At 69.9% G+C, this 22,974-nt stretch carries 23 protein-coding genes and 1 riboswitch; of the genes, 15 read left to right on the forward strand and 8 right to left on the reverse strand.

Annotation, left to right across the window (positions count from 1 at the left end):
- The first annotated feature begins 85 nt into the window (after positions 1–85).
- Positions 86–928 (forward strand): RNA polymerase sigma factor WhiG, encoded by an 843-nt coding sequence (whiG, locus tag ACIRD7_RS19915; RefSeq protein WP_403454791.1) that lies wholly within the window; start codon positions 86–88, stop codon positions 926–928.
- 94 nt (positions 929–1,022) lie between these two features.
- Positions 1,023–1,580, forward strand: a complete 558-nt coding sequence (locus ACIRD7_RS19920) for a TetR/AcrR family transcriptional regulator (RefSeq protein ID WP_403455103.1) — start codon at positions 1,023–1,025, stop codon at positions 1,578–1,580.
- Between the two features lie 82 nt (positions 1,581–1,662).
- Here the strand turns inward: ACIRD7_RS19920 and ACIRD7_RS19925 are convergent, their stop codons facing one another.
- The gene (locus ACIRD7_RS19925) at positions 1,663–2,304 is read right to left on the reverse strand and encodes a M23 family metallopeptidase (RefSeq protein ID WP_403455104.1); all 642 of its coding nucleotides are present in this window, start codon (positions 2,302–2,304) and stop codon (positions 1,663–1,665) included.
- Between the two features lie 282 nt (positions 2,305–2,586).
- Between ACIRD7_RS19925 and rpsB the strand changes: the two genes are divergently transcribed.
- The 7 genes from rpsB to ACIRD7_RS19960 all read left to right on the forward strand — a co-directional run bounded on the left by rpsB (position 2,587) and on the right by ACIRD7_RS19960 (position 8,648).
- On the forward strand, positions 2,587–3,480 hold the full coding sequence (gene rpsB / locus ACIRD7_RS19930) for a 30S ribosomal protein S2 (protein ID WP_403454792.1): 894 nt from the start codon (positions 2,587–2,589) through the stop codon (positions 3,478–3,480).
- Between the two features lie 177 nt (positions 3,481–3,657).
- Positions 3,658–4,494, forward strand: coding sequence for a translation elongation factor Ts (gene tsf / locus ACIRD7_RS19935; RefSeq protein WP_403454794.1), 837 nt, complete (start codon positions 3,658–3,660; stop codon positions 4,492–4,494).
- A 195-nt stretch (positions 4,495–4,689) separates the two neighbouring features.
- The gene (pyrH, locus tag ACIRD7_RS19940; protein ID WP_403454795.1) at positions 4,690–5,448 is read left to right on the forward strand and encodes a UMP kinase; all 759 of its coding nucleotides are present in this window, start codon (positions 4,690–4,692) and stop codon (positions 5,446–5,448) included.
- Positions 5,449–5,627: 179 nt separating this feature from the next.
- Positions 5,628–6,185, forward strand: coding sequence for a ribosome recycling factor (gene frr / locus ACIRD7_RS19945; protein ID WP_147994035.1), 558 nt, complete (start codon positions 5,628–5,630; stop codon positions 6,183–6,185).
- On the forward strand, positions 6,185–7,342 hold the full coding sequence (locus ACIRD7_RS19950) for a phosphatidate cytidylyltransferase (protein ID WP_403454797.1): 1,158 nt from the start codon (positions 6,185–6,187) through the stop codon (positions 7,340–7,342). The genes frr and ACIRD7_RS19950 overlap by 1 nt, the downstream gene beginning before the upstream one ends.
- Positions 7,343–7,490: 148 nt before the next feature.
- On the forward strand, positions 7,491–7,940 hold the full coding sequence (locus ACIRD7_RS19955; RefSeq protein ID WP_403454800.1) for an SRPBCC family protein: 450 nt from the start codon (positions 7,491–7,493) through the stop codon (positions 7,938–7,940).
- A 300-nt stretch (positions 7,941–8,240) separates the two neighbouring features.
- On the forward strand, positions 8,241–8,648 hold the full coding sequence (locus ACIRD7_RS19960) for a hypothetical protein (RefSeq protein WP_403454802.1): 408 nt from the start codon (positions 8,241–8,243) through the stop codon (positions 8,646–8,648).
- An 85-nt stretch (positions 8,649–8,733) separates the two neighbouring features.
- Here the strand turns inward: ACIRD7_RS19960 and ACIRD7_RS19965 are convergent, their stop codons facing one another.
- Complete coding sequence (locus tag ACIRD7_RS19965) at positions 8,734–9,906, reverse strand: epoxide hydrolase (protein ID WP_403454805.1); 1,173 nt, start codon at positions 9,904–9,906, stop codon at positions 8,734–8,736.
- 103 nt (positions 9,907–10,009) lie between these two features.
- Between ACIRD7_RS19965 and ACIRD7_RS19970 the strand changes: the two genes are divergently transcribed.
- The 6 genes from ACIRD7_RS19970 (at position 10,010) to ACIRD7_RS19995 (ending at position 16,592) form a co-directional block, all read left to right on the forward strand.
- Positions 10,010–10,585 carry a CGNR zinc finger domain-containing protein gene (locus tag ACIRD7_RS19970; RefSeq protein ID WP_403454808.1) on the forward strand — a complete coding sequence of 192 codons (576 nt, stop codon included), beginning with the start codon at positions 10,010–10,012 and terminating at the stop codon, positions 10,583–10,585.
- A gap of 94 nt (positions 10,586–10,679) precedes the next feature.
- On the forward strand, positions 10,680–11,786 hold the full coding sequence (gene rlmN / locus ACIRD7_RS19975) for a 23S rRNA (adenine(2503)-C(2))-methyltransferase RlmN (RefSeq protein WP_403454810.1): 1,107 nt from the start codon (positions 10,680–10,682) through the stop codon (positions 11,784–11,786).
- A 35-nt stretch (positions 11,787–11,821) separates the two neighbouring features.
- A riboswitch (TPP riboswitch) is annotated at positions 11,822–11,929 on the forward strand.
- A 79-nt stretch (positions 11,930–12,008) separates the two neighbouring features.
- A complete protein-coding gene (locus tag ACIRD7_RS19980) occupies positions 12,009–13,094 on the forward strand; it encodes a thiamine ABC transporter substrate binding subunit (RefSeq protein ID WP_403454811.1) in 1,086 nt (361 codons plus the stop codon).
- Positions 13,070–14,752, forward strand: a complete 1,683-nt coding sequence (locus tag ACIRD7_RS19985) for an ABC transporter permease (protein WP_403454813.1) — start codon at positions 13,070–13,072, stop codon at positions 14,750–14,752. The genes ACIRD7_RS19980 and ACIRD7_RS19985 overlap by 25 nt, the downstream gene beginning before the upstream one ends.
- Positions 14,753–15,772 (forward strand): ABC transporter ATP-binding protein, encoded by a 1,020-nt coding sequence (locus ACIRD7_RS19990; protein ID WP_403454814.1) that lies wholly within the window; start codon positions 14,753–14,755, stop codon positions 15,770–15,772. It begins immediately after the preceding gene.
- Between the two features lie 25 nt (positions 15,773–15,797).
- The gene (locus ACIRD7_RS19995; RefSeq protein WP_403454816.1) at positions 15,798–16,592 is read left to right on the forward strand and encodes a maleylpyruvate isomerase family mycothiol-dependent enzyme; all 795 of its coding nucleotides are present in this window, start codon (positions 15,798–15,800) and stop codon (positions 16,590–16,592) included.
- A gap of 66 nt (positions 16,593–16,658) precedes the next feature.
- Here ACIRD7_RS19995 and ACIRD7_RS20000 read toward each other — a convergent pair whose 3' ends face one another.
- The 6 genes from ACIRD7_RS20000 to ACIRD7_RS20025 form a co-directional block, all read right to left on the reverse strand.
- On the reverse strand, positions 16,659–17,321 hold the full coding sequence (locus tag ACIRD7_RS20000) for an LAETG motif-containing sortase-dependent surface protein (RefSeq protein WP_403454817.1): 663 nt from the start codon (positions 17,319–17,321) through the stop codon (positions 16,659–16,661).
- A 183-nt stretch (positions 17,322–17,504) separates the two neighbouring features.
- Positions 17,505–18,626, reverse strand: coding sequence for an LOG family protein (locus ACIRD7_RS20005; protein WP_403454818.1), 1,122 nt, complete (start codon positions 18,624–18,626; stop codon positions 17,505–17,507).
- Between the two features lie 36 nt (positions 18,627–18,662).
- On the reverse strand, positions 18,663–19,082 hold the full coding sequence (locus ACIRD7_RS20010; RefSeq protein WP_403454819.1) for a VOC family protein: 420 nt from the start codon (positions 19,080–19,082) through the stop codon (positions 18,663–18,665).
- Positions 19,083–19,213: 131 nt separating this feature from the next.
- Positions 19,214–20,677 (reverse strand): hypothetical protein, encoded by a 1,464-nt coding sequence (locus ACIRD7_RS20015; protein WP_403454820.1) that lies wholly within the window; start codon positions 20,675–20,677, stop codon positions 19,214–19,216.
- The gene (locus ACIRD7_RS20020; RefSeq protein ID WP_403454821.1) at positions 20,659–21,399 is read right to left on the reverse strand and encodes an ABC transporter ATP-binding protein; all 741 of its coding nucleotides are present in this window, start codon (positions 21,397–21,399) and stop codon (positions 20,659–20,661) included. Before ACIRD7_RS20020 ends, ACIRD7_RS20015 begins: the two co-directional genes overlap by 19 nt.
- Positions 21,400–21,586: 187 nt before the next feature.
- The gene (locus tag ACIRD7_RS20025; RefSeq protein ID WP_403454822.1) at positions 21,587–22,960 is read right to left on the reverse strand and encodes an aspartate aminotransferase family protein; all 1,374 of its coding nucleotides are present in this window, start codon (positions 22,958–22,960) and stop codon (positions 21,587–21,589) included.
- Between the last annotated feature and the right edge of the window lie 14 nt (positions 22,961–22,974).

The raw sequence follows: 22,974 nt of genomic DNA on the forward strand, positions 1-22,974 counted from the left end.
CCGGAACGGCACCAGAACGACATCGGCCAGACAGCTCCCCCCAAAGCATCCCCGCACTTCACGGCAGAACGGCACAAGGCAACGAATGCCCCAGCACACCTCCGGCTCCGACCGGGCGGCGATCCCCCCAGCCGCCCGTGACGGTGGCACCGTGCGACCGCCCGCTCCCTCGACGCTCGACGAGCTGTGGCGGTCGTACAAGGCGACGGGGGACGAGCGACTGCGCGAGCAGCTGATCCTGCACTACTCGCCGCTCGTCAAGTACGTGGCCGGCCGGGTCAGCGTCGGTCTGCCGCCCAACGTGGAGCAGGCGGACTTCGTGTCGTCGGGGGTGTTCGGACTGATCGACGCGATCGAGAAGTTCGACATCGACCGGGAGATCAAGTTCGAGACGTACGCGATCACGCGGATCCGGGGCGCGATGATCGACGAACTCAGGGCGCTGGACTGGATCCCGCGATCGGTGCGGCAGAAGGCGCGCAACGTCGAGCGGGCCTACGCCACCCTGGAGGCGCGGTTGCGGCGCACTCCGACGGAGGCCGAGGTGGCCGTCGAGATGGGGATCGCGGTGGACGAGCTCCACGCGGTCTTCAGCCAGCTCTCGCTCGCGAACGTGGTGGCGCTGGAGGAGTTGCTGCACGGCGGGGGCGAGGGCGGCGACGGGCTGAGCGTCATGGACACCCTGGAGGACACCGCCGCGGACAACCCCGTGGAGGTGGCCGAGGACCGGGAGCTGCGGAGGTTTCTGGCGCGGGCGATCAACACGCTGCCCGAGCGCGAGAAGACCGTGGTGACCCTGTACTACTACGAGGGGCTCACGCTCGCCGAGATCGGGAACGTGCTCGGGGTGACCGAGAGCCGGGTCAGCCAGATCCACACCAAGTCCGTGCTCCAGCTCCGGGCGAAACTGGCCGGGTTCGGACGCTGACCTGGCCGGACGTAGTGGCGTTCCGTGGAGAGACTCCCGTCGGCGAGGGCGCGTCCGTAAAGTGGTTGACGTGCCAAGGATTCGAGCGGCCTCCGTGGCCGAGCACCGGTCGATGCAGCGAGCCGCCCTGCTGGACGCGGCGCGTTCCCTGTTGTCCGAGGGCGGGACGGAGGCGCTGACCTTCCCGGCTCTCGCCGAGCGGACGGGGCTCGCGCGCAGTTCCGTCTACGAGTACTTCCGGTCGCGGGCCGCCGTGGTCGAGGAGCTGTGCGAGGTCGACTTTCCCGTGTGGGCCGCGGAGGTCTCGGCGGCGATGGAGCGGGCGGACACGGCCGAGGGCAAGGTCGAGGCCTATGTGCGCCGGCAGCTCGCGCTGGTGGGGGACCGGCGGCACCGGGCCGTGGTGGCGATCTCCGCGAGCGAACTGGACGCTGGGGCTCGGGAGAAGATCCGGGCGGCGCACGGCGGGCTGGTCGCGATGATCGTCGAGGCACTGAGGGAGATGGGGCACGCGGAACCCCGGCTGGCGGCGATGCTGCTGCAGGGAGTGGTGGACGCGGCCGTGCGGAGGATCGAGCTGGGGGCGGCGGAGGAGCCTTCGGCGATTACGGAGGCTGCGGTGGCTATGGCTCTGCGGGGGGTGCGGGGCTGAGGTCTGCGCGAGCGGGGGCTGACGGGCGGCTTAGGAGGCGAGCGCCTTGGAGGCGTGCCGTCGTTGCTCGCCGCCCGGTCGGCTAGGCCGGCAGCGGCACCCCCAGTACCGGCAGCAGCCTCGAGGGACCCCGGTTCAGCAGCCACGGAGGCATGAGGGACAACGGGTCCAGGTACGTCTCGGCTCTCCTCAGGCCCCAGTGCACGCACGACCCCGCGCAGTGCGACCCGGTCGCCTCCACTGTGCCCACCACATCCCCCGCCGCCACCTCGTCGCCCTTCTTCAGCACCGCCCGCACCGGTTCGTACGTCGTCCGTAGGGGTGGATCCCCCGTCCCCGTCAGCTCCACCGACACAACCCCCTTTCCGGCCACCCGGCCCGCGAAGGAGACCCGCCCCGGCGCCACCGCCCGGACGGGTGACCCGGCCGGCGCCGCCAGGTCGACGCCGCGGTGGCCTCGGCCGTACGCCGTCGCCGGGGGCTCCCAGCCGCGGAGGATCGGAGGGCGTGCACCCATGGGCCACGCCCGGCCGACGGCCGGCACCGGCGGCACCGGAGGGACCGTGGGGGCACCGGAGACTGCGGGGGCCGGGGCGACGGGCACGCCGGTCGCAGTCAGAGTCAGTCGTGGGGCCGGTGACAGCAGGGCGGCCGCGGTCAGGAGCAGCAGTAACACCAGCCGTCGGCATGCCCTCGCAAACCGGGCCGTCCTCGCACATCGCATCTCTCGCATGCGAGAACCGTCCCCCACCCTCACCGATCATGGCCGGTATCTGTGGATAACTCCCGGGTTGTGGACAGCGGCGTCACCCGCTGCCTCCCGGGTCCCGTACACTTCTTCTGGCGATCCGGGTCACCGGGTCGACTTCGCACGCCCCGATGCGGCTCCCGGAAACGGTCCGCATCAGCGCCCCTCGGTCCTTCGTGGCACGGCGCATGTGGGCGTCAGGCGCGGAAGCCGTCCGGCATCCGCGGCACAACCGAGAACATTCAAGGAGATACGGCCATGGCCGTCGTCACGATGCGGGAGCTGCTGGAGAGCGGCGTCCACTTCGGTCACCAGACCCGTCGTTGGAACCCGAAGATGAAGCGCTTCATCTTCACGGAGCGCAACGGCATCTACATCATCGACCTGCTCCAGTCGCTGTCGTACATCGACCGCGCCTACGAGTTCGTCAAGGAGACCGTCGCCCACGGCGGCACGGTCATGTTCGTCGGCACGAAGAAGCAGGCGCAGGAGGCCATCGCCGAGCAGGCCACCCGCGTCGGCATGCCCTACGTCAACCAGCGCTGGCTGGGCGGCATGCTCACCAACTTCTCGACCGTCTACAAGCGTCTGCAGCGCCTCAAGGAGCTTGAGCAGATCGACTTCGAGGACGTCGCGTCCTCCGGTCTGACCAAGAAGGAGCTTCTCGTGCTCTCGCGCGAGAAGGCCAAGCTGGAGAAGACCCTCGGTGGTATCCGCGAGATGCAGAAGGTGCCCAGCGCCGTCTGGATCGTGGACACCAAGAAGGAGCACATCGCGGTCGGCGAGGCCCGGAAGCTCAACATTCCGGTCGTCGCCATCCTCGACACCAACTGTGACCCCGACGAGGTCGACTACAAGATCCCGGGCAACGACGACGCGATCCGCTCCGTCACCCTGCTCACCCGTGTGATCGCCGACGCCGTCGCCGAGGGCCTCATCGCCCGTTCCGGCGTGGCGACGGAGGGCAAGGGCGAGAAGGCCGCCGGCGAGCCGCTCGCCGAGTGGGAGCGCGACCTGCTCGAGGGCGAGAAGAAGGCCGAGGAGGCCCCGGCTGCCGAGGCTCCCGCCGCCGAGGCTCCGGCCGCCGAGGCTCCGGCTGCCGAGGCCGCCCCGGCCGAGGGCGAGAAGGCCGCCGAGGGCGAGCAGGCCTGACACCGTCAGCGTTGACGGCGGGAGCGGTACTGAATCCCACAGCGCCTCCGGCGCGGTGAAGTCCGCTCCCGCCGTTCACCCGTAGGTCGACGAAAGGTCAGCGGCTCCCGGCTACATGGGGGCCGCAGACCCCGTAGATCTTCGATCTTCCAGACTTCGAGAAAGATTCACAGACTCATGGCGAACTACACCGCCGCTGACGTCAAGAAGCTCCGCGAGCTCACCGGCGCCGGCATGATGGACTGCAAGAAGGCGCTGGACGAGGCCGAGGGCAACGTCGAGAAGGCTGTCGAAGCGCTCCGCATCAAGGGCCAGAAGGGCGTCGCCAAGCGCGAGGGCCGCTCCGCCGAGAACGGCGCCGTGGTCTCGATCATCGCCGACGACAACTCCTCCGGTGTCATCGTCGAGCTGAAGTGCGAGACGGACTTCGTCGCCAAGGGCGAGAAGTTCCAGGCCGTCGCCAACGCGATCGCCGAGCACGTCGCGAAGACCTCCCCGGCCGACATCGAGGCCCTGCTCGCCTCCGAGATCGAGGCCGGTAAGACCGTCCAGGCGTTCGTGGACGAGGCCAACGCCAACCTCGGCGAGAAGATCGTGCTGGACCGCTTCGCGCAGTTCGCCGACGGCTTCGTGATCGCGTACATGCACCGCACGATGCCCGACCTGCCCCCGCAGATCGGTGTCCTCGTCGAGCTGGACAAGCCGAACGCCGAGGTCGCCAAGGGCGTCGCTCAGCACATCGCCGCCTTCGCGCCGAAGTACCTCTCCAAGGAGGACGTGCCGGCCGAGGTCGTCGAGTCCGAGCGCCGCGTCGCCGAGGAGACCACCCGCGCCGAGGGCAAGCCCGAGGCCGCCCTGCCGAAGATCGTCGAGGGTCGCCTCAACGGCTTCTTCAAGGACGCCACGCTGCTCGGTCAGCCGTACGCGCTCGACAACAAGAAGTCCGTCCAGAAGGTTCTGGACGAGGCCGGTGTCACCCTGAAGCGCTTCTCGCGCATCAAGGTCGGCATCTGAGTCCGTGCCGCGATCGGCGCCTCCGCCCTATAGGGTCGAAGGCAGTCGTTGGCGGACGCCGTCACCGCGCACGCGCGCGTGACGGACGACAGCAGATCTGACGAGGAGGCCGTTGCCGCGCATGGGATGCGAAACACACCCGAGCCGGCAATGGCCTTCTTCGTATGTGCACCACGTAACAAAGGCGGGATCTCGATGACCACCAAGGCCCAGAAGAGCGACGACGGCAAAGTACGCGGCCGGTTTCTGCTGAAGCTGTCCGGAGAGGCTTTCTCCGGTGGCGGGGGCCTCGGCGTCGACCCCGACGTGGTGCACAAGATCGCCCGCGAGATCGCGGCCGTCGTGCGCGACGGCGCGCAGGTCGCGGTCGTCATCGGCGGCGGCAACTTCTTCCGGGGCGCCGAACTCCAGCAGCGCGGCATGGACCGGGCCCGCTCCGACTACATGGGCATGCTCGGCACCGTGATGAACTGCCTCGCCCTCCAGGACTTCCTGGAGAAGGAGGGCATCGACAGCCGGGTCCAGACCGCCATCACCATGGGCCAGGTCGCCGAGCCCTACATCCCGCTGCGCGCCGTACGGCACCTGGAGAAGGGCCGCGTGGTCATCTTCGGCGCCGGTATGGGCATGCCGTACTTCTCCACCGACACCACCGCCGCCCAGCGCGCCCTGGAGATCGACGCCGAGGCGCTGCTGATGGGCAAGAACGGTGTCGACGGGGTCTACGACTCCGACCCCAAGACCAACCCGGACGCCGTCAAGTTCGACTCCCTCGGCTACGGCGAGGTCATCACGCGCGACCTCAAGGTCGCCGACGCCACGGCGATCACCCTGTGCCGCGACAACAAGCTCCCGATCCTCGTCTTCGAGCTTCTGGCGGAAGGCAATATCGCCCGCGCCGTCAAGGGTGAGAAGATCGGCACGCTTGTGGGTGAGCAGGGCGGTCGGGGCTGACGCTCCGACAACTCAGACGACAAACCCGTCCGGGGGACGGACGGGGCGGACCCTGACCGGGGGATGGACAATGTCCTGCCGGTCGGGAACCGTGCAGGAAGAAGACGCGACGCAGCCGGCCGCCGCCCCACACAGAGGAACCGCAGCCGGGCCTTACTCAAGACACGCAGGAGCAAGTGGTGATCGAAGAGACCCTCCTCGAGGCCGAGGAGAAGATGGAGAAGGCCGTCGTGGTCGCCAAGGAGGACTTCGCCGCGATCCGCACCGGCCGTGCGCACCCGGCGATGTTCAACAAGATCGTGGCCGACTACTACGGCGCGCCGACGCCGATCAACCAGCTGGCTTCGTTCTCCGTGCCGGAGCCCCGCATGGCGGTCGTGACCCCGTTCGACAAGAGCGCGCTGCGCAACATCGAGCAGGCGATCCGCGACTCCGACCTCGGCGTCAACCCGAGCAACGACGGCAACATCATCCGTGTGGTGTTCCCCGAGCTCACCGAGGAGCGCCGCCGCGACTACATCAAGGTCGCCAAGGGCAAGGCCGAGGACGCGCGTGTGTCCATCCGCTCCGTGCGCCGCAAGGCCAAGGACGCCATCGACAAGCTGATCAAGGACGGCGAGATCGGCGAGGACGAGGGCCGCCGTGCGGAGAAGGAGCTCGACGACACCACGCACAAGTACGTGGCTCAGGTGGACGAGCTCCTCAAGCACAAGGAAGCAGAGTTGCTCGAGGTCTGATGAACGACTCTTCCTGGGGGGCGCCGACCGGGGCCGGGCAGGCCGGGTACTGGGGGGCCTCCGCGCGTGGACCTGTCCAGGGGGCTGCCCCGGCGGGTCCCGCGTACGATGCGCCTGAGGCGCAGCAGACTCGCCCCATGCCCATCGTGCCCGACGTGCCCGCGTATGGCGGAGACCAGGATGACGACCGGGGGGCCGCTCGGACGGGCGGCCCCTTGTTCCACGGCCGGCCCCCGCAGACGCGGTCTCACGACATGCCGCAGGCGCGGCCCTTCGAGGCGGCGCCGCAGAATCCGGAGCCCATGCCCGACGCCCCGCAGCCGGCGCCCCAGCCGCAGAAGAAGAGCGCGGGGCGCGACCTGAGTGCGGCCATAGGGGTCGGTGTCGGGCTGGGCGTGGTGATCGTCGCGTCGCTGTTCGTCGTCAAGGCCGTCTTCGTCGGTGTCGTCGCGGTCGCTGTCGTCGTGGGCCTGTGGGAGCTGACCAAGCGGCTCGAGGAGCGCAAGGGCATCAATGCCCCGCTCGTGCCGCTGGCGCTCGGTGGCGCGGCCATGGTCGTCGCCGGATACGTCCGGGGTGCCGAGGGCGCCTGGGTGGCGATGGCGTTGACCGCGCTGGCCGTACTGGTCTGGCGGATGACCGAGCCACCGGAGGGCTACCTCAGGGACGTCACCGCGGGCGTCTTCGCGGCCTTCTACGTGCCGTTCCTGGCGACCTTCGTCGCGATGATGCTCACGGCCGACGACGGCCCGTGGCGCGTCCTGACGTTCCTGCTCCTCACGGTCGTCAGCGACACCGGCGCGTACGCCATCGGCTGGCGCTTCGGCAGAACCAAGCTCGCGCCGCGCATCAGCCCCGGCAAGACCCGTGAGGGCCTGCTCGGTGCGGTGAGCTTCGCGATGGTGGCGGGCGCGCTGTGCATGCAGTTCCTGATCGACGACGGCACCTGGTGGCAGGGCCTGCTCCTGGGCCTCGCGGTCGCGGCCAGTGCGACCCTGGGCGACCTCGGTGAGTCGATGATCAAGCGGGACCTGGGCATCAAGGACATGGGCACGCTGCTGCCGGGGCACGGCGGGATCATGGACCGGCTGGACTCGCTGCTGCCGACGGCGCCGGTGGTGTGGCTGTTGCTCGTGCTGTTCGTCGGGTCCGGCTGACGGTTTTTTCGGCATCGCATCCGGGAGCCTCCGTTCTGGCTGAGCGGAGGCTCCTTGCTTTGTGGGACGATTTCGATGTACGACCACAAAGGCGCCGTACGTCCGCGAAAAGGCCGTACGCCCGCAAAGGCACTCAAAGGGGGTCGCCATGACCGCCATCCGAGAAGTCATCGACGTCGACTGCACGCCGGACGAGGTCTACGCGTACATCACCAACCCCTCCCACCTGCCGGAATGGCAGCTGAGCGCCGTCGCGGCCGAGTCGCTCGACGAAGGGCCCATCCACTCCGGCTCCAGGGTCCGGGTCACCCGGCGCGTAGGAAGCCGTCAAATCCCGATGACCGTGGAGTTCGACGAGCTGGATCCACCGCACAGCTGGGATCTGCACGGCATCGACGGCCCCGTCCGCGCCCGCAGCCACGGTGAGATCGAGCCGCTCGACGGCGGCCGCCGCTCCCGGGTCTCCATCGAGGTCGACTTCGAAGGCCACGGCATCGGCAAGGTCCTCGTACCGCTCGTCGTCCGCCCCCAGGTCCGCAAGGAACTGCCGCGCGACGAGCGACTCCTCAAGGACCGGCTGGAGGGGGCGAGGGGCTAGGGTTCCCGGCCAGCTCGAACGCCCGTTTCACCCGACTACGGCGGCGCGGACGCAACCGAGCCGTCGACCCGCCCCGCGCGCCCGCACACCGCGCTTCCGGTGTTGTTGACCCGAATTGCGCATCGGGAATCCGTGGGGAAGGTTACACCTGCTCTAAATCCATGAATCACTCCTCTACTCGGAATTAACCGGTCCATTTGTGTGCGAGTAGCCGAAATCCGCGCTTGTGTGATCCTTTCGGGCCCGCATAGCGTAAGGCGAGCTCGATCAAGAAGGCCGGAACCGAACAGAGGAGAACTCGTGAAGTCTCGTTTCCGTCTGGCGGTCACTGCTGCCGCGGTGTCCGTGGCGGCATTCGGTGCGGTGGGCATCTCCACTTCACCCGCGTCAGCGGCTTCGGCAACCTGTTTCGGATACACGGGAAACTTCAACGAATACGGCGCTGACTTCGTCGACTGGCAGTACGGGCCGGACGAGTGCTTCGGCGTGGCGCCCTCGGGGACCATCTGGCACACCTGGTCAGGCGCGGGAGGCTGGAAGGAGCTCCCCGGCAACGGCAAGGCCCTGGCCACGGTCGGCTACTTCGAGAGCTCCGCCGGAAAGGCCGTCAAGGTCGTCACGGAGTCGGGGAACTACTACTGCAACTACGACGACTACGCGACCAATACGTGGGGCGGTTGGTACAAGACGAACACCGACCACTGCTGAATCGAAGAAACCCGTTCCCGGGTGGTTGCCGCAAAACCGCAATCGCCCGGGAACGGGTTCCCCGTAGGCAGGTCTGCAGCCGCGTTCACCGACTGGCGGCCAGCACTGCCCCGAGACCCTCTTGCAGATCTCTGACGAAATACTCGGGAACCTCCAGCGACGGAAAATGCCCCCCGGTTTCGGGCGCCCCCCATCGGACGATCTGTCGGTACCGCTCCTGGGCCCAGGGCCGGGGACACTTCTCGACGTCGTGGGGATAGATAGTGATCGCTGACAGGACGTCGACCCGCAGTTCGGGGTCCAGCGAGTTGTGGCTTTCGTAGTAGATACGCGCCGACGACGCGCCGGTCCGCGTCAGCCAGTACAGGGTGACGTCGTCGAGAACCCTGTCCCTGGAGATCGTCTCGAACGGGCTGTCCTCGGTGTCCGACCACTCGGCGAACTTGTCGAGGATCCAGGCGAGAAGCCCGACCGGTGAGTCGACGAGCGAGTAGCCGATGGTCTGCGGCCGGGTCGCCTGCTGCTTGGCGTACGCCGCGCGGTGGCGCCAGAAATCGCGGGTGTCCTCGGCCCACCTGCGCTCGACCGCCGTGAGCCCGTCCGTCGTCAGCCCGGGCGGTCCCTCCGCGAACGTGGTGTGGATGCCGAGAACGTGCGCCGGGAACCTGCCGCCGAGAACCGTGGTGATGTTCCCGCCCCAGTCGCCGCCGTGGGCTGCGAACTCGCTGTAGCCGAGCCGTTCCATCAACTCCACCCAGGCGGCCGCGATCTTTTCGGTACCCCACCCGGTAGTGGCCGGCTTGTCGCTGTAGCCAAACCCCGGCAGCGACGGGACCACGACGTGGAACGCCGGCGCGTCCGGATTTCGCGGGTCGGCCAGCTCGTCGAGGACATCCACGAATCGCGCGATGCTGTCCGGCCAGCCGTGCGTCAGGACCAGAGGAATGGCATCCGCGCGCGCGGACCGGCGGTGCAGGAAGTGGATACCCAGACCGTCAATGGTCGTGCGGAACTGGCCGATCTGGTTGAGGCGCTCTTCGAACGGCCGCCAGTCGTACCCGGTGCGCCAGTAGTTCACGACATCGACGAGGTCGGCGAGCGGAACACCCTGTTCCCACCGACGGGGCCCGGGCGCGGCGCGAGGGACCGTTTCGCGCTCCGGCAGTCGCGCGGCGGCCAGTCGCGCGCGCAGATCGTCGAGGTCAGCGTCAGTTGCGTGGGCTTCGAATGCGTGTACGTCGCCGGTTGGACGAGGCATAAGACCTCCTGACCGTCATGGAACCGGCCGCTACCTGCCGCGAACCGGCTAAGACGGTTCTAGCAGCCCGCCGAGTCATACGGCAACCGGCTAAGGTGGTTCCATGCGTGCCGGCTTCCCTGACTTCCGCCTCGGCAACGTGCTGGCGACCAGCTTCACGGGGACCCTGTCGGAGCGTCACGGCAACGCCGTGGAGCGCATCCCCACGCCGCACCGACTCGTCGACTGGCTGGCGGTGAGCGGCCTCGCCGTGGACTCCTGCACCACCGCCCAGCTCGACCGCGCCCGGGAACTGAGGGAGTCGATTCACGCCGCCGCGACGGCGGCCGCGATCCAGGACCCCCTCCCCGCGTCCGCTGTCCAAGTCATCAACGAATGCAGCGCTCAGGGCCGGGCCGCGGCGATCCTGACGCCCGAGGGCCGGCGGCGTTGGCAGCTCAGCTCGGCTTCCTGCGTGGAAGACGCCCTCGGCGTGATCGCCGCGGACGCGATCAGCATCATCGCGGGCGAACGAGACGGGAAACTGGCCTTGTGCGCGTCGCCAACCTGCCGAGCGGCCTTCTTCGACACCAGCCAGAGCCGCACCCGCAAATGGTGTGACATGAACACGTGCGGGAATCGCCAGAAGAAGGCGCGCTTCCATGCCAACCAGCGTAAAAACCCCAGATCGGCAGGGTGATCGAGGTCCGGCTGGACGAGTGGCGGGGAGCCGGCGCGTCGTAACCGGCCGCGGCCGCAGTTCACTCAAGTGGATCTGCGACACTGGTTGAGCCATGCCTAAGCCCGGAGAACTCACTTTCGTAGCCCCCCGCGGAGCCAAGAAGCCCCCGCGGCACCTTGCCGATCTCACGCCTGCTGAGCGCAAGGACGCCGTCGCCGCGATCGGGGAGAAGCCGTTTCGTGCCAAGCAGCTCTCGCAGCACTACTTCGCGCGGTACGCGCACGACCCGGAGCAGTGGACCGACATCCCGGCGGGGTCGCGGGCCAAGCTGCACCAGGAGCTGCTTCCCGAGCTGATGACCGTCGTACGGCATCTGTCGACGGACCAGGGGACCACGCGCAAGACGCTGTGGCGGCTGTTCGACGGGACGCTCGTCGAGTCGGTGCTGATGCGGTACCCGGACCGGGTGACCATGTGCATCAGCTCGCAGGCCGGGTGCGGGATGAACTGTCCGTTCTGTGCCACCGGGCAGGCGGGGCTGGACCGGAATCTGTCCACCGCCGAGATCGTGCACCAGATCGTGGACGGGATGCGGGCGCTGCGGGACGGCGAGGTGCCCGGCGGGCCCTCGCGGCTGTCCAACATCGTCTTCATGGGCATGGGCGAGCCGCTCGCCAACTACAACCGGGTCGTGGGGGCCATTCGCCGGCTCACCGACCCCGAGCCCGACGGGCTGGGGCTGTCCCAGCGCGGGATCACCGTCTCGACGGTCGGTCTGGTTCCGGCGATCCACCGGTTCGCCGACGAGGGCTTCAAGTGCCGGCTCGCGATCTCGCTGCACGCGCCCGACGACGAGCTGCGCGACACCCTCGTCCCCGTGAACACGCGGTGGAAGGTGCGCGAGGTGCTCGATGCCGGGTTCGAGTACGTGGAGAAGAGCGGCCGTCGGCTGTCCATCGAGTACGCCCTCATCCGGGACATCAACGACCAGGCCTGGCGTGGTGACCGGCTCGGGCGGCTGCTCAAGGGCAAGCCCGTGCATGTGAACCTGATCCCGCTGAACCCGACTCCCGGCTCGAAGTGGACCGCGTCGCGCCCCGAGGACGAGAAGGCGTTCGTCGAGGCGATCGCCGCCCATGGTGTGCCGGTGACGGTCCGGGACACCCGTGGTCAGGAGATCGACGGGGCGTGCGGTCAGCTCGCCGCGACCGAGCGGTAGTCTGGCCAGCGTAAGACCGTCGTAAGCACATCTTCATATTCCGACAGGGGAGCGCCACAGCGCTGAGAGTGCGGCAACCGGGCCGCAGACCCTCTGAACCTTGCCCAGGTCATTCTGGGTAGGAAGTTCGGTCACCACTCAAGCTGTTGCGCCCTGCCCAGGAGTCGAAAAGGCTCCTGGGCAGGGCCGCGTCTCTTCCTGGTCCATCCCAGGAGGAATTCAGTGAGCACAACCAAGAAGTTCGCGGCCGTCGCCGTCGGGCTGGGCCTTGTCACGCTGTCCGCGTGCGGATCCTCCGACTCGGGCAGTGGCAGCGGAGAGTCCACGAGCAAGACCGTGACGCTCGTCAGCCATGACTCGTGGGCCGTCTCGAAGGACGTCCTCGCCGCGTTCGAGAAGCAGTCCGGCTACAAGGTCCGGGTGCTCAAGGACGGCGACGCCGGGCAGGCCGTCAACAAGGCGATCCTGACCAAGGACAACCCGCAGGGCGACGTCTTCTTCGGCGTCGACAACACCCTGCTCTCCCGCGCCCTCGACAACGACCTGTTCCAGTCGTACGAGGCCAAGGGGTCCGACCTGATCCTGCCCGAGTTCCGGATCGACCAGGACAAGCACCGGGTCACGCCGATCGACACCGGCGACATCTGCGTCAACTACGACAAGGCGTACTTCACCGAGCACAAGCTGGCCCCGCCGGCATCGTTCGACGATCTGATCAAGCCCGCATACAAGGACCTCCTCGTCACCGAGAACGCCTCCACCTCCTCGCCCGGCCTCGGCTTCCTGCTCGGCACCGCCGCCAAGTACGGCGACGACGGCTGGCAGGACTACTGGAAGAAGCTGAAGGCCAACGGCGTGAAGGTCGTCGACGGCTGGGAGCAGGCCTACAACGAGGAGTTCTCCGGCTCCGCCGGCGGCAAGAAGGCCAAGGCCGACCGGCCGCTCGTCGTGTCGTACGCCTCCTCGCCGCCCGCCGAGGTGATCTACGCCGACCCGAAGCCGGCCAGCGCCCCCACGGGTGTCGCGGACGGCACCTGCTTCCGGCAGGTCGAGTACGCGGGCCTGCTCAGCAACGCCAAGAACACCGAGGGCGGCAAGGCGCTCCTCGACTTCCTGCTGACCAAGACGTTCCAGGACGACATGCCGCTGAACATGTTCGTCTACCCCGTGCGGGAAGCCGCCCAGGTTCCGCCGGAGTTCGTGAAGTACGGCCCGCAGGCCAAGGACCCTCAGACCATGGACCCCGCGAAGATCGCCGACAACCGTGACGACTGGGTCAAGTCGTGGACCTCGCTCGTACTGAAGTAGCGGAAGCAGCACCCCGCGAAGGACGCAGGCGGAGCGCGGCGGTGCGGCTCGGCCTCGTCGCCGTGCCCGTCGCGTTCTTCGCGGTCTTCTTCGCCTACCCCGTCGCCGCGATCGTCGGGCGCGGTCTGAAGGTCGACGGGGTCTGGCAGTTCGGGCGTCTGCCGGAGGTGCTCGGGCAGTCCGACATCCGGCACGTCCTGTGGTTCACCACCTGGCAGGCGCTCGCCTCCACCGCCCTCACCCTGCTGATCGCGCTGCCGGGCGCCTATGTGTTCGCCCGCTTCGACTTCCCCGGCAAGAACGTGCTGCGGGCCGTGGTGACCGTCCCCTTCGTGCTGCCGACGGTCGTCGTCGGCACGGCGTTCCTCGCGCTCGTCGGCCGCGGCGGACTCCTCGACGAACTGTGGGGCGTACGGCTCGACACCACCGTGTGGGCCATCCTGCTCGCCCACGTCTTCTTCAACTACGCCGTCGTCGTACGGACGGTCGGCGGGCTCTGGGCGCAACTCGACCCGCGCCAGGAGGAAGCCGCGCGGATGCTCGGGGCGTCGCCCCTCAGAGCCTGGCGTCAGGTCACCCTGCCGGCGCTCGCGCCCGCCGTCGCCGCCGCCGCGCTCATGGTCTTCCTGTTCACCTTCACCTCCTTCGGTGTGGTGCAGATCCTCGGCGGGCCGACCTTCTCCACCCTCGAAGTGGAGATCTACCGCCAGACCTCCGAGATCTTCGACCTGTCCACGGCCGCCGTCCTGACGATCATCCAGTTCCTCGCGGTGGCCGCGATCCTCGCCGTGCACGCCTGGACGGTGCGGCGGCGGGAGAGCGCCCTGCGTCTGGTGGACGCGTCGGTGACCGCGCGCCGGCCGCGCGGGGCGGGGCAGTGGGCGCTGCTGGCCGGTGTCCTGGCCGTCATCGCCGTACTCCTGCTGCTGCCGCTCGCCGTCCTCGTGCAGCGTTCCCTGGACGCCCCCGACTTCGCCTACTACCGGGCGCTGACCAGCGCCGACGGGGGGATCTTCCTGGTGGCGCCGATTGAGGCGATCGGCAACTCCCTCCAGTACGCCGTCGCCGCCACCCTCATCGCCGTGCTGATCGGCGGACTCGCGGCGGCCGCGCTCACCCGGCGGGACGCGGGCCGGTTCGTCCGGGGCTTCGACGCGCTGCTGATGCTGCCGCTCGGGGTGTCCGCGGTGACCGTCGGGTTCGGGTTCCTGATCGCCCTGGACGAGCCGCCCCTCGACCTGCGCAGTACGTGGATCCTCGTGCCCCTCGCGCAGGCCCTGGTGGGGGTGCCCTTCGTCGTACGGACCATGCTGCCCGTGCTGCGGGCCGTGGACCAGCGGCTGCGCGAGGCGGCGTCGGTGCTGGGGGCCTCGCCCTGGCGGGTCTGGCGTGAGGTGGACCTGCCGATGGTGCGGCGGGCGCTGCTGATCGCGGCCGGGTTCGCCTTCGCGGTGTCGCTCGGGGAGTTCGGCGCGACCGTGTTCATCGCACGGCCCGACAACCCGACGCTGCCGGTCGCGGTGGCGCGGCTGCTGGGGCGGGCCGGCGAGCTCAACTACGGCCAGGCGATGGCTCTTTCGACGGTGTTGATGGTGGTGTGCGCGGTGGCGCTGCTGGTGCTGGAGCGGCTTCGTACGGATCGGACGGGTGAGTTCTAGATGCTGTTGAGTCTGGCGGGGGCGACCGTGCGCTTCGGCGGGCGGGCCGTGCTCGACGCCGTCGACCTCGATGTCACCGAGCACGAGATCGTGTGCGTGCTCGGGCCGAGCGGCAGCGGCAAGTCGACCCTGCTGAGGGTGGTGGCGGGGCTGCAGGCCCTCGACGCCGGGCGGGTGTCGCTCGACGGGCGGGACCAGGCCGGTGTGCCCGCCCACAAGCGGGGCGTCGGGCTGATGTTCCAGGACCATCAGCTCTTCCCGCAGCGGGACGTCGGCGGCAACGTGGACTTCGGGGCCCGGATGCACGGCGCGTCCAAGGGCGAACAGGGCGAGCGGGTACGGGAGTTGCTCGACCTGGTCGGACTTCCGGGGGCCACCCGGCGTGCCGTCGCCTCCCTCTCCGGCGGCGAGCAGCAGCGCGTCGCGCTGGCCCGCGCGCTCGCGCCCCGGCCCCGACTGCTGATGCTGGACGAGCCGCTGGGCCAGCTCGACCGCTCGCTGCGGGAGCGGCTCGTGGTCGAACTCCGGGAGCTGTTCGGACGGTTGGGCACCACCGTGCTGGCGGTGACGCACGACCAGGGTGAGGCCTTCGCGCTCGCCGACCGGGTCGTGGTCATGCGCGACGGGCGGATCGCGCAGAGCGGGACGCCGCTCGAGGTGTGGCAGCGGCCCGTCGACGAGTTCGTCGCGCGCTTCCTCGGCTTCGACAACGTGGTCCAGGGCAGCGTCGCCGGCGAGGCCGCGGACACGCCCTGGGGGAAGCTCCCGGTGGGCGAGGGCGCCGCGCAGGGCACGCGCACGCTGCTCGTACGGCCGGCCGGGGTCCGTCTCGTCGCCCCCGACGCGGGCCTGCGCTGCACGGTCGCCGCGCGGACCTTCAAGGGCACCCATGTCGCCGTACATCTGCAGCCGGAGGACGCGCCGCGCCTCGAAGCGGCGTGTGCGCTGCGGGACGCGCCCGAGGTCGGGGACGCCGTGGGGGTCGAGTTCGACGCGGCGGAAATTGTCGTGCTCGGCTGATCACCGTGCGCATAGGGTGCGGGGCATGACGCTGCTCGCCCATGACCGCTACTGCGACGAGATCGCCCACCAGGTAGGCCAGTTGAGGTCGGTGGTGACCTCCGGCGTCGACCTGTCGGTCACCGTGCCGACGTGCCCGGACTGGACTCTGGAACAGCTCGTGCGGCACATGGGCGGCGCCCTGCGCTGGGTGGAGCTGATCGTGCGGACGCGGGCGCGCGAGGAGGTCCCCGAGGAGAAGGTCCCGCTCGCGGGCGGCCCCGACGGCGAGGGGGACCCTGCCGCCCTGGACGCCTGGCTCGCCGAGACCGGCGAGATGGTGGTCGGCGCGCTGCGTGAGGCCGGGCCGGACACCGAGGTGTGGGCCTGGGCCGGGATCCACACCGCCGGGTTCTGGGCCCGCCGTATGGCACACGAGATAACCGTCCATCGCGCGGACGCCACGCTCGCGGCCGGACTGCCCTACGAGGTCGCGCCGGCCGTGGCCGCCGACGCGATCGACGAGTGGCTGCAGATCATCGAATGGGCCCAGCGCAACCTGCCGGACGACCCGACGCGCGACCTGCGCCGGCCGGGGAGCAGCATCCATCTGCACGCCACCGACAACACCCCGGGCCTGAACGCCGAGTGGGTCATCGAGCTCGACGGGGACGCCATCGCCTGGCGGCGCGACCACCGGAAGGCGACGGTCGCCCTGCGCGGCCCGCTCACCGCCGTCCTGCTCGCCTTCTACCGTCGACTGCCGCTGGACAGCCCCGAGTTGGAGGTGCTGGGCGAGCGCGAGCTGCTGGAGTTCTGGCTGCGGCGGGCCAGCTTCTGACGCGGTACGACGGTGGCCCGCCCCCGGAGTGGGGACGGGCCACCGGACTGCTGCTCGACGGGCGTGTCAGCGGTCGCTGCTCGCCCCACGGCGACGCAGGCCGAAGAAGACCGCGCCGCCGCCGATCGCGACCAGGGCGACCGCGATGCCGGCGATCAGGCCGGTGTTGGAGTTCGCACCGGTCTCGGCCAGGTTGGAGTCACCGGCCGCCGGGGACGGGGCGCTGCTCGCGGTGTCCGCGGGGGCGGTGCTGTCGCTCTCCGACGGGGTCGGGGACGGCGACTCGCTCTCCTCGGCCGGGGTCGAGGCGGTCTCCGACGGGGTCGGGGTGTCCGACGGCGCCGGCGGCTTCTCCTCTTCCTTCTTGCAGGCCGTGGACGGCGTCGTCAGGTTCGGCTTGATGTCCTCGTCGACATAGCCGGCGGCCTTGACGTGGACCCGGTACTCGGCGTTCGGCTTCCAGTTCTCGGCGAAGGTGATCGTGACACCCTCGCGCGAGCCCTTGACCTCCTGCTCGCCGACCTTCTTCAGGTCGGCGCCGTTGTTCTGCAGGTACACCGTGACGGTGGCCGGGATACCGCTGGGGTCCACGTCGGTGACGGTGATGACGCCCTTGTCGCCGTCGCACTTGGCTTCGGCGGAGAATTCACTGATGTCGCATGCGGCGGCGGCGCCCGCGACGGAGAGCGCCAGCGCGGCCGAGGCGGAGGCGACACCCAGAGCGCGCACGGAACGTGCGACGGTACGGCGGTTTATGGACACGTTTGTCCTTTACGGAGTTGCATCACTGAGGGGGGTTCGGCAGAGCCGGTGACGTGACATCAACGGCCCCAGGAGACTCACAGGTTTATAAGCGTGGCATAAGTAGTGTCAACGCATATGCAGCCTACAGGCGTTGGCTTTGCCCTCTCATTAACCGCCAAGACGTTTCAACGCCTCCGGCGCCTCCTCGATCCGGTCGACCAGAGCGATCCGCGTCTCCATCGACCGCTCCCTGGCGAGGGATTGGAGCAGCGGCCAGGCCGGCAGCCGCTCCGTCCAGTGCGCCCGGTCGACCAGCACCATGGGCGTGGGCTCGCCGCGCGACTCGTAGTAGTTCGGTGTCGCGTTGTCGAAGATCTCCTGTACGGTCCCGGCGGCGCCCGGCAGGAAGACGACACCCGCGTTCGAGCGGGCCAGCAGGCCGTCCTCACGGGTTGCGTTGGCGAAGTACTTGGCGATGTGCGAGGCGAACGGGTTCGGCGGCTCGTGGCCGTAGAACCAGGTCGGGATGCCGACGGAGCGTCCGCCCCGGGGCCAGCGGGCGCGCACCTCGAAGGCGGCCGCCGCCCAGTCGGTGACCGACGGCGTGAACTGGGGTGCCTTCGCGAGGAGTCGGAGGGCCTCGGGCAGCATCTCGTCGTCGAGCGGGGCGGCGTAGGCGCCCAGGTTGGCGGCCTCCATCGCGCCGGGCCCGCCGCCGGTGGCGACCGTGAGACCGGCGCGGGCCAGCTCCCGGCCGAGCCGCGCGGCGCCCTCGTAGGCCTGCGTGCCCCGGCGCATCGCGTGGCCGCCCATGACGCCCACCACGCGGGCGCCGGACAGCAGTTCGTCGAGCGCGTCCGAGATGGAGTCGTCATGGATCGCGCGGAGCATGGAGGCGTAGACGTCGCGGTCGGCCTTGGTGCGCTGGAACCAGGCGTAGGCGTGGGCGTCGGGCGTGTTCTCGTAGCCGTCGGCCAGGGACGCGAAGAGCTCGTCGGGGGAGTAGACCAGGCCCCGGTACGGCTCGAAGGGGAGGTCGGGGACCGGCGGGAAGACCAGGGCGCCGTCGGTGCGGATCTTCGCGGCGGCTTCCTCGCGCATCGGGCAGCCGAGGAAGACGGCGCCCGCGGTGTCCGAACCGAGCAGTTCGCGCGTACGGTCCGTCAGGTCCACGGCCTGGACCCGGAATCCGGCCAGCGAGCCGCGCGCCGAGACGGTCGCGTCGAACTCCTCCAGCGTCTCTATCTCACGGTCGTCGTGGTGGGCCGCATGGGCGGGCATCGTGTGCACCCGCCCATGCTAGGCACCGGGCGACGGGAGCCGGCCTCAGCCCTCGACGGCCGACGGGTCCATCCAGACGACCTCCCAGGTGTGGCCGTCGAGGTCGTCGAAGGCGCGGCCGTACATGAACCCCATGTCCTGGACCTTGTCCGACGCGGTGCCACCGGCGGCGACCGCCTTCTCGACCAGCTCGTCCACCTTGTCGCGGCTCTCGGCGCTCAGACAGATCAGCACCTCGCTGGTCGTCGTGGCGTCCGCGATCTCCTTCTTGGTGAAGGTCGAGTAGAACGGCTTGGTGAGCAGCATCGCGACGATCGTGTCGCTGATCACCACCGAAGCGGCGTTCTCGTCGCTGAACTGGGCGTTGATCGAGTAGCCGAGCTCCGTGAAGAACTTCTTCGAGGCGTCGAGGTCGTTCACGGGCAGGTTTACGAAGATCATCTGCTGGTACGCGGGGGCGCTCATGGTGGTCTCTCCCATCGGGTGGTTGCTGTTCGGTGGGGTAGACCGGGGGTCCGAGCGGAACTCATCGCGGCGCGGAGATTTTTTCGTACGGGTTTTCCGGCGGCGCGCGGCCGGGAACGAGGCGGCGTCTCTCAGCGGGCCAGGGGCAGGGCGGCCAGCTCGGCCACGATCAGGGTCAGCGGGCAGAAGAGGGCCAGCAGGGCGGCGGCGCGCAGGGCCGCCGAGCCGCGCAGCATCGAGGTGGGGGCGCCGAGGCGGAGCAGTGCGGCCATGGTGTCGGCGCGGGACTGTCTGGCCTCCACCGCGGCGATCAGCAGGGTGGCCAGGGTGCAGCCGATGATCACGGTGGCGCCGAGGGTGGTGAGGGGGCCGACGGCGGCGTCGGCCGCGGCGTCGGGCAGCGGGGCCATGGCGTAGGCGGCGGAGGCCACGGCGCAGACGACGCCGAGCGGGCGGCCGATCCGGGTGGCCTCCGCCATGAGGCCGCGACCCGCCAGCAGCCGGAGCGGCCCCGGGCGCACCGACTGCAGCAGGCGGCCGCACAGATGGGTGAGGCCGGGTGCGGCGAGGGCGAGCCCGAGGGTGGCGAGGACCCAGCCGACCAGGACTCCGGCGGGGCCGGTGGGGAGGGCGGCGGGGACGGAGAGGTGAGCGTCGGGGGTGCCGCGGCTGGCGTAGGTCTCCACGGCCAGGCCCGCGGTGAGGATGGTGATGCCCCAGGGGAGGCCCTTGGGCGCGGGGCGGGGCGTGAGGAGGTCGGGCAGGGCGTCCGGGGTCTGCCGGGTGCCGTCGGTTGCGGCCGGCTGGTCGGTCTCCTGGCCCGGCGCCTGGTCTGTCGCCTGGTCTGGCGCCTCGGTGGTCGCCTGGGGGGTGCCGTTCGCCGGGGCCGGCGTCCGGAGCGGGATGCTCACCCGCGCTTGCGGGGCATCGGCTTCCTGCGGGGCGTCCCCCTTCTCCGGCAGGGACGCCTCACCGTTCCGCGGGAGAGGCGCGGCATCGCCTGCCGCGGCCTCCGCACCTCCCCGCGACCACGCCCCGAGCCGCCCGGACGCCCAGCTCGCGCCCCGGCTCCCGGCGGGCCCCGCTGTCTTCGGGCGCAGTGTCAGCGCGACCGTCGCCGACGCGCTCGCCGGTACCAGCCCCAGCAGGGTCAGGGTGGCCGGCAGGGGAAGCGGGCTGTCCGCCGCCAGGAAGGCCGCGGCCGCGCCGTCGAACGGCATGCCCGTCAGATCGCCGCGGAGATGGAGGAAGACGAGCAGGGCCAGCATCGAGCCGAGGGTGCACGCCAGGGCCGTGGTGGTGGCCGAGATCAGCATCAGGCGGCCGGGGCCGAGCCCGATCGCCGCGAGTCCCGGGCGGGGTCTGGTGCCCGGGTCCGTGCGGGCCACCGCCACCGCGAGATGGATCGTCGCGGCCAACGGCGGTACGCACCAGGCCAGCCGGAGCGTCGCGGCGGCGGGGGAGTCGGGGTGGGACAGCGCGAAGCCGAGGGCGGACAGCAGCAGGAAGCCCGTGCCGGCCGACCCCGCCGCCACGAGCAGCCGGCGCAGTTGTACGGCGGGCTGGGCGCCGCGGGTCAGACGGAGAGCGAGCACGCGGCCCGGCCTTCCGCCTCGGCGACGGGGGGCAGGTGCACCGTGTTCACGCGCCGTCCGTCCAGGAGCGTGACGGTGCGGTCGGCGAGGGCTGCCGTGTCCGCGTCATGGCTGGCCAGGACGACCGTGATGCCGTGCGAGCGGGCCGCTGTCGTCAGCGTGCGCAGAACGTGTGTGCGGTCGGCGCGGTGCAGCGGAGCCGTCGGCTCGTCGGCGAACAGCACCATGGGGGAGGGGGCGAGGGCACGGGCGATGCAGACGCGCTGCCGTTCGGCCTGGACCAGCTGGTGCGGGCGCTTGCGGGCGGCCTCGCCGACGTCCAGGCGCTTGAGCCACTCCAGTGCGGCCGTCTTGGCGCGACGGCGGCTGGTGCCGCGCAGCATCAGGGGCAGGGCGGTGTTCTCCCAGACGTTCAGCTCGGGGACCAGCGACGGCGCCGGGTCGATCCAGGCGAAGCGGTCGCGGCGCAGCCGTTCGCGGGCCATCGCGCCCATCGTGTGCACCGGCACGCTGTTGAACCAGACCTCGCCCTGCCGCGGCTGGGCCAGGCCGGACAGACAGCGCAGAAGGGCGGTCTTGCCGCTGCCGCGCGGACCGATGACGGCGAGGACCTCGCCCTCCTGGACCCCGAGGGAGACGCCGCTGAGCGCGGGCGAGCCGTCGTGGTACGAGAAGTGCAGGGCGCGTGCCCAGAGCACGTCGTTGTCCGGCGGGGCCACCATGGGCGTACACCTCGGTTCTGATCGTCATTTCTTCTTGCCAATCCCCCTTGCGGGGGAACGAAGGCAGGACCGATCGGTTACACGGGCACGCTAAGGAGCCGGGGGCGCGACACCGGACAGCACGCGGCCCGGGCACACCGTTCTCACTCGTACGGGTGCACCCGGGCCGGGCGGGAAGCGCGGGAGGTCAGAGCTTCGTCCACGCCTCCGAGAGCGTCTCGCGCAGGATCTGCTCGATCTCGTCGAACGTCTCCTGGTTGGAGATCAGCGGCGGGGCGAGCTGGACGACCGGGTCACCGCGGTCGTCGGCACGGCAGTAGAGGCCGTTCTCGAAGAGCTTCTTGGACAGGAAGCCGTACAGAACCCGCTCGGTCTCCTCATCGTTGAAGGACTCCTTGGTCGCCTTGTCCTTGACCAGCTCGATGCCGTAGAAGAAGCCGTTGCCGCGGACGTCGCCGACGATCGGAAGGTCGTACAGCTTCTCCAGCGTGCCGCGGAAGGCGGCCTCGTTGTCGAGGACGTGCTGGTTGAGGTTCTCGCGCTCGAACAGGTCGAGGTTGGCGATGCCGACCGCGGCCGACACCGGGTGGCCGCCGAAGGTGTAGCCGTGCAGGAAGGTGTTGTCGCCCTTGTAGAACGGCTCGGCGATGCGGTCGGAGATGATGCACGCGCCGATCGGGGAGTAGCCCGAGGTCATGCCCTTGGCGCAGGTGATCATGTCCGGCACGTAGCCGAACTTGTCGCAGGCGAACATCGTGCCCAGACGGCCGAAGGCGCAGATGACCTCGTCCGACACCAGCAGGACGTCGTACTTGTCGCAGATCTCGCGCACCCGCTGGAAGTAGCCGGGCGGCGGCGGGAAGCAGCCGCCGGCGTTCTGCACCGGCTCCAGGAAGACGGCCGCGACCGTGTCCGGGCCCTCGAAGAGGATCTGCTGCTCGATCTGGTCGGCGGCCCAGCGGCCGAAGGCCTCCGGGTCGTCGCCGAAGATCGGGGCGCGGTAGATGTTGGTGTTCGGGACCTTGTGGGCGCCGGGGACCAGCGGCTCGAAGGGGGCCTTCAGGCCGGGCAGTCCGGTGATGGACAGGGCGCCCTGCGGGGTGCCGTGGTAGGCGACCGCGCGGGAGATGACCTTGTGCTTGGTGGGCTTGCCGACCAGCTTGAAGTACTGCTTGGCGAGCTTCCAGGCGGTCTCCACCGCCTCACCGCCGCCGGTGGTGAAGAAGACCTTGTTGAGGTCGCCCGGGGTGTGCTCCGCGAGGCGGTCGGCCAGTTCGACGGCCTTCGGGTGCGCGTAGGACCAGATCGGGAAGAACGCCAGCTCCTGCGCCTGCTTGAAGGCGGTCTCGGCCAACTCCACGCGGCCGTGCCCCGCCTGGACCACGAACAGGCCGGCGAGACCGTCGAGGTAACGCTTGCCCTTGTCGTCGTAGATGTAGGTGCCCTCGCCCCGGACGATGGTGGGGACGGGGGACTTCTCGTACGAGGACATGCGGGTGAAGTGCATCCACAGGTGGTCGTACGCGGTCCTGCTGAGGTCCTGAGGGCTGTTGGTGCTCACGGTTATCGGGTCCT

Source organism: Streptomyces sp. NPDC093568 (genome assembly GCF_044764945.1).
GTDB lineage: Bacteria > Actinomycetota > Actinomycetes > Streptomycetales > Streptomycetaceae > Streptomyces.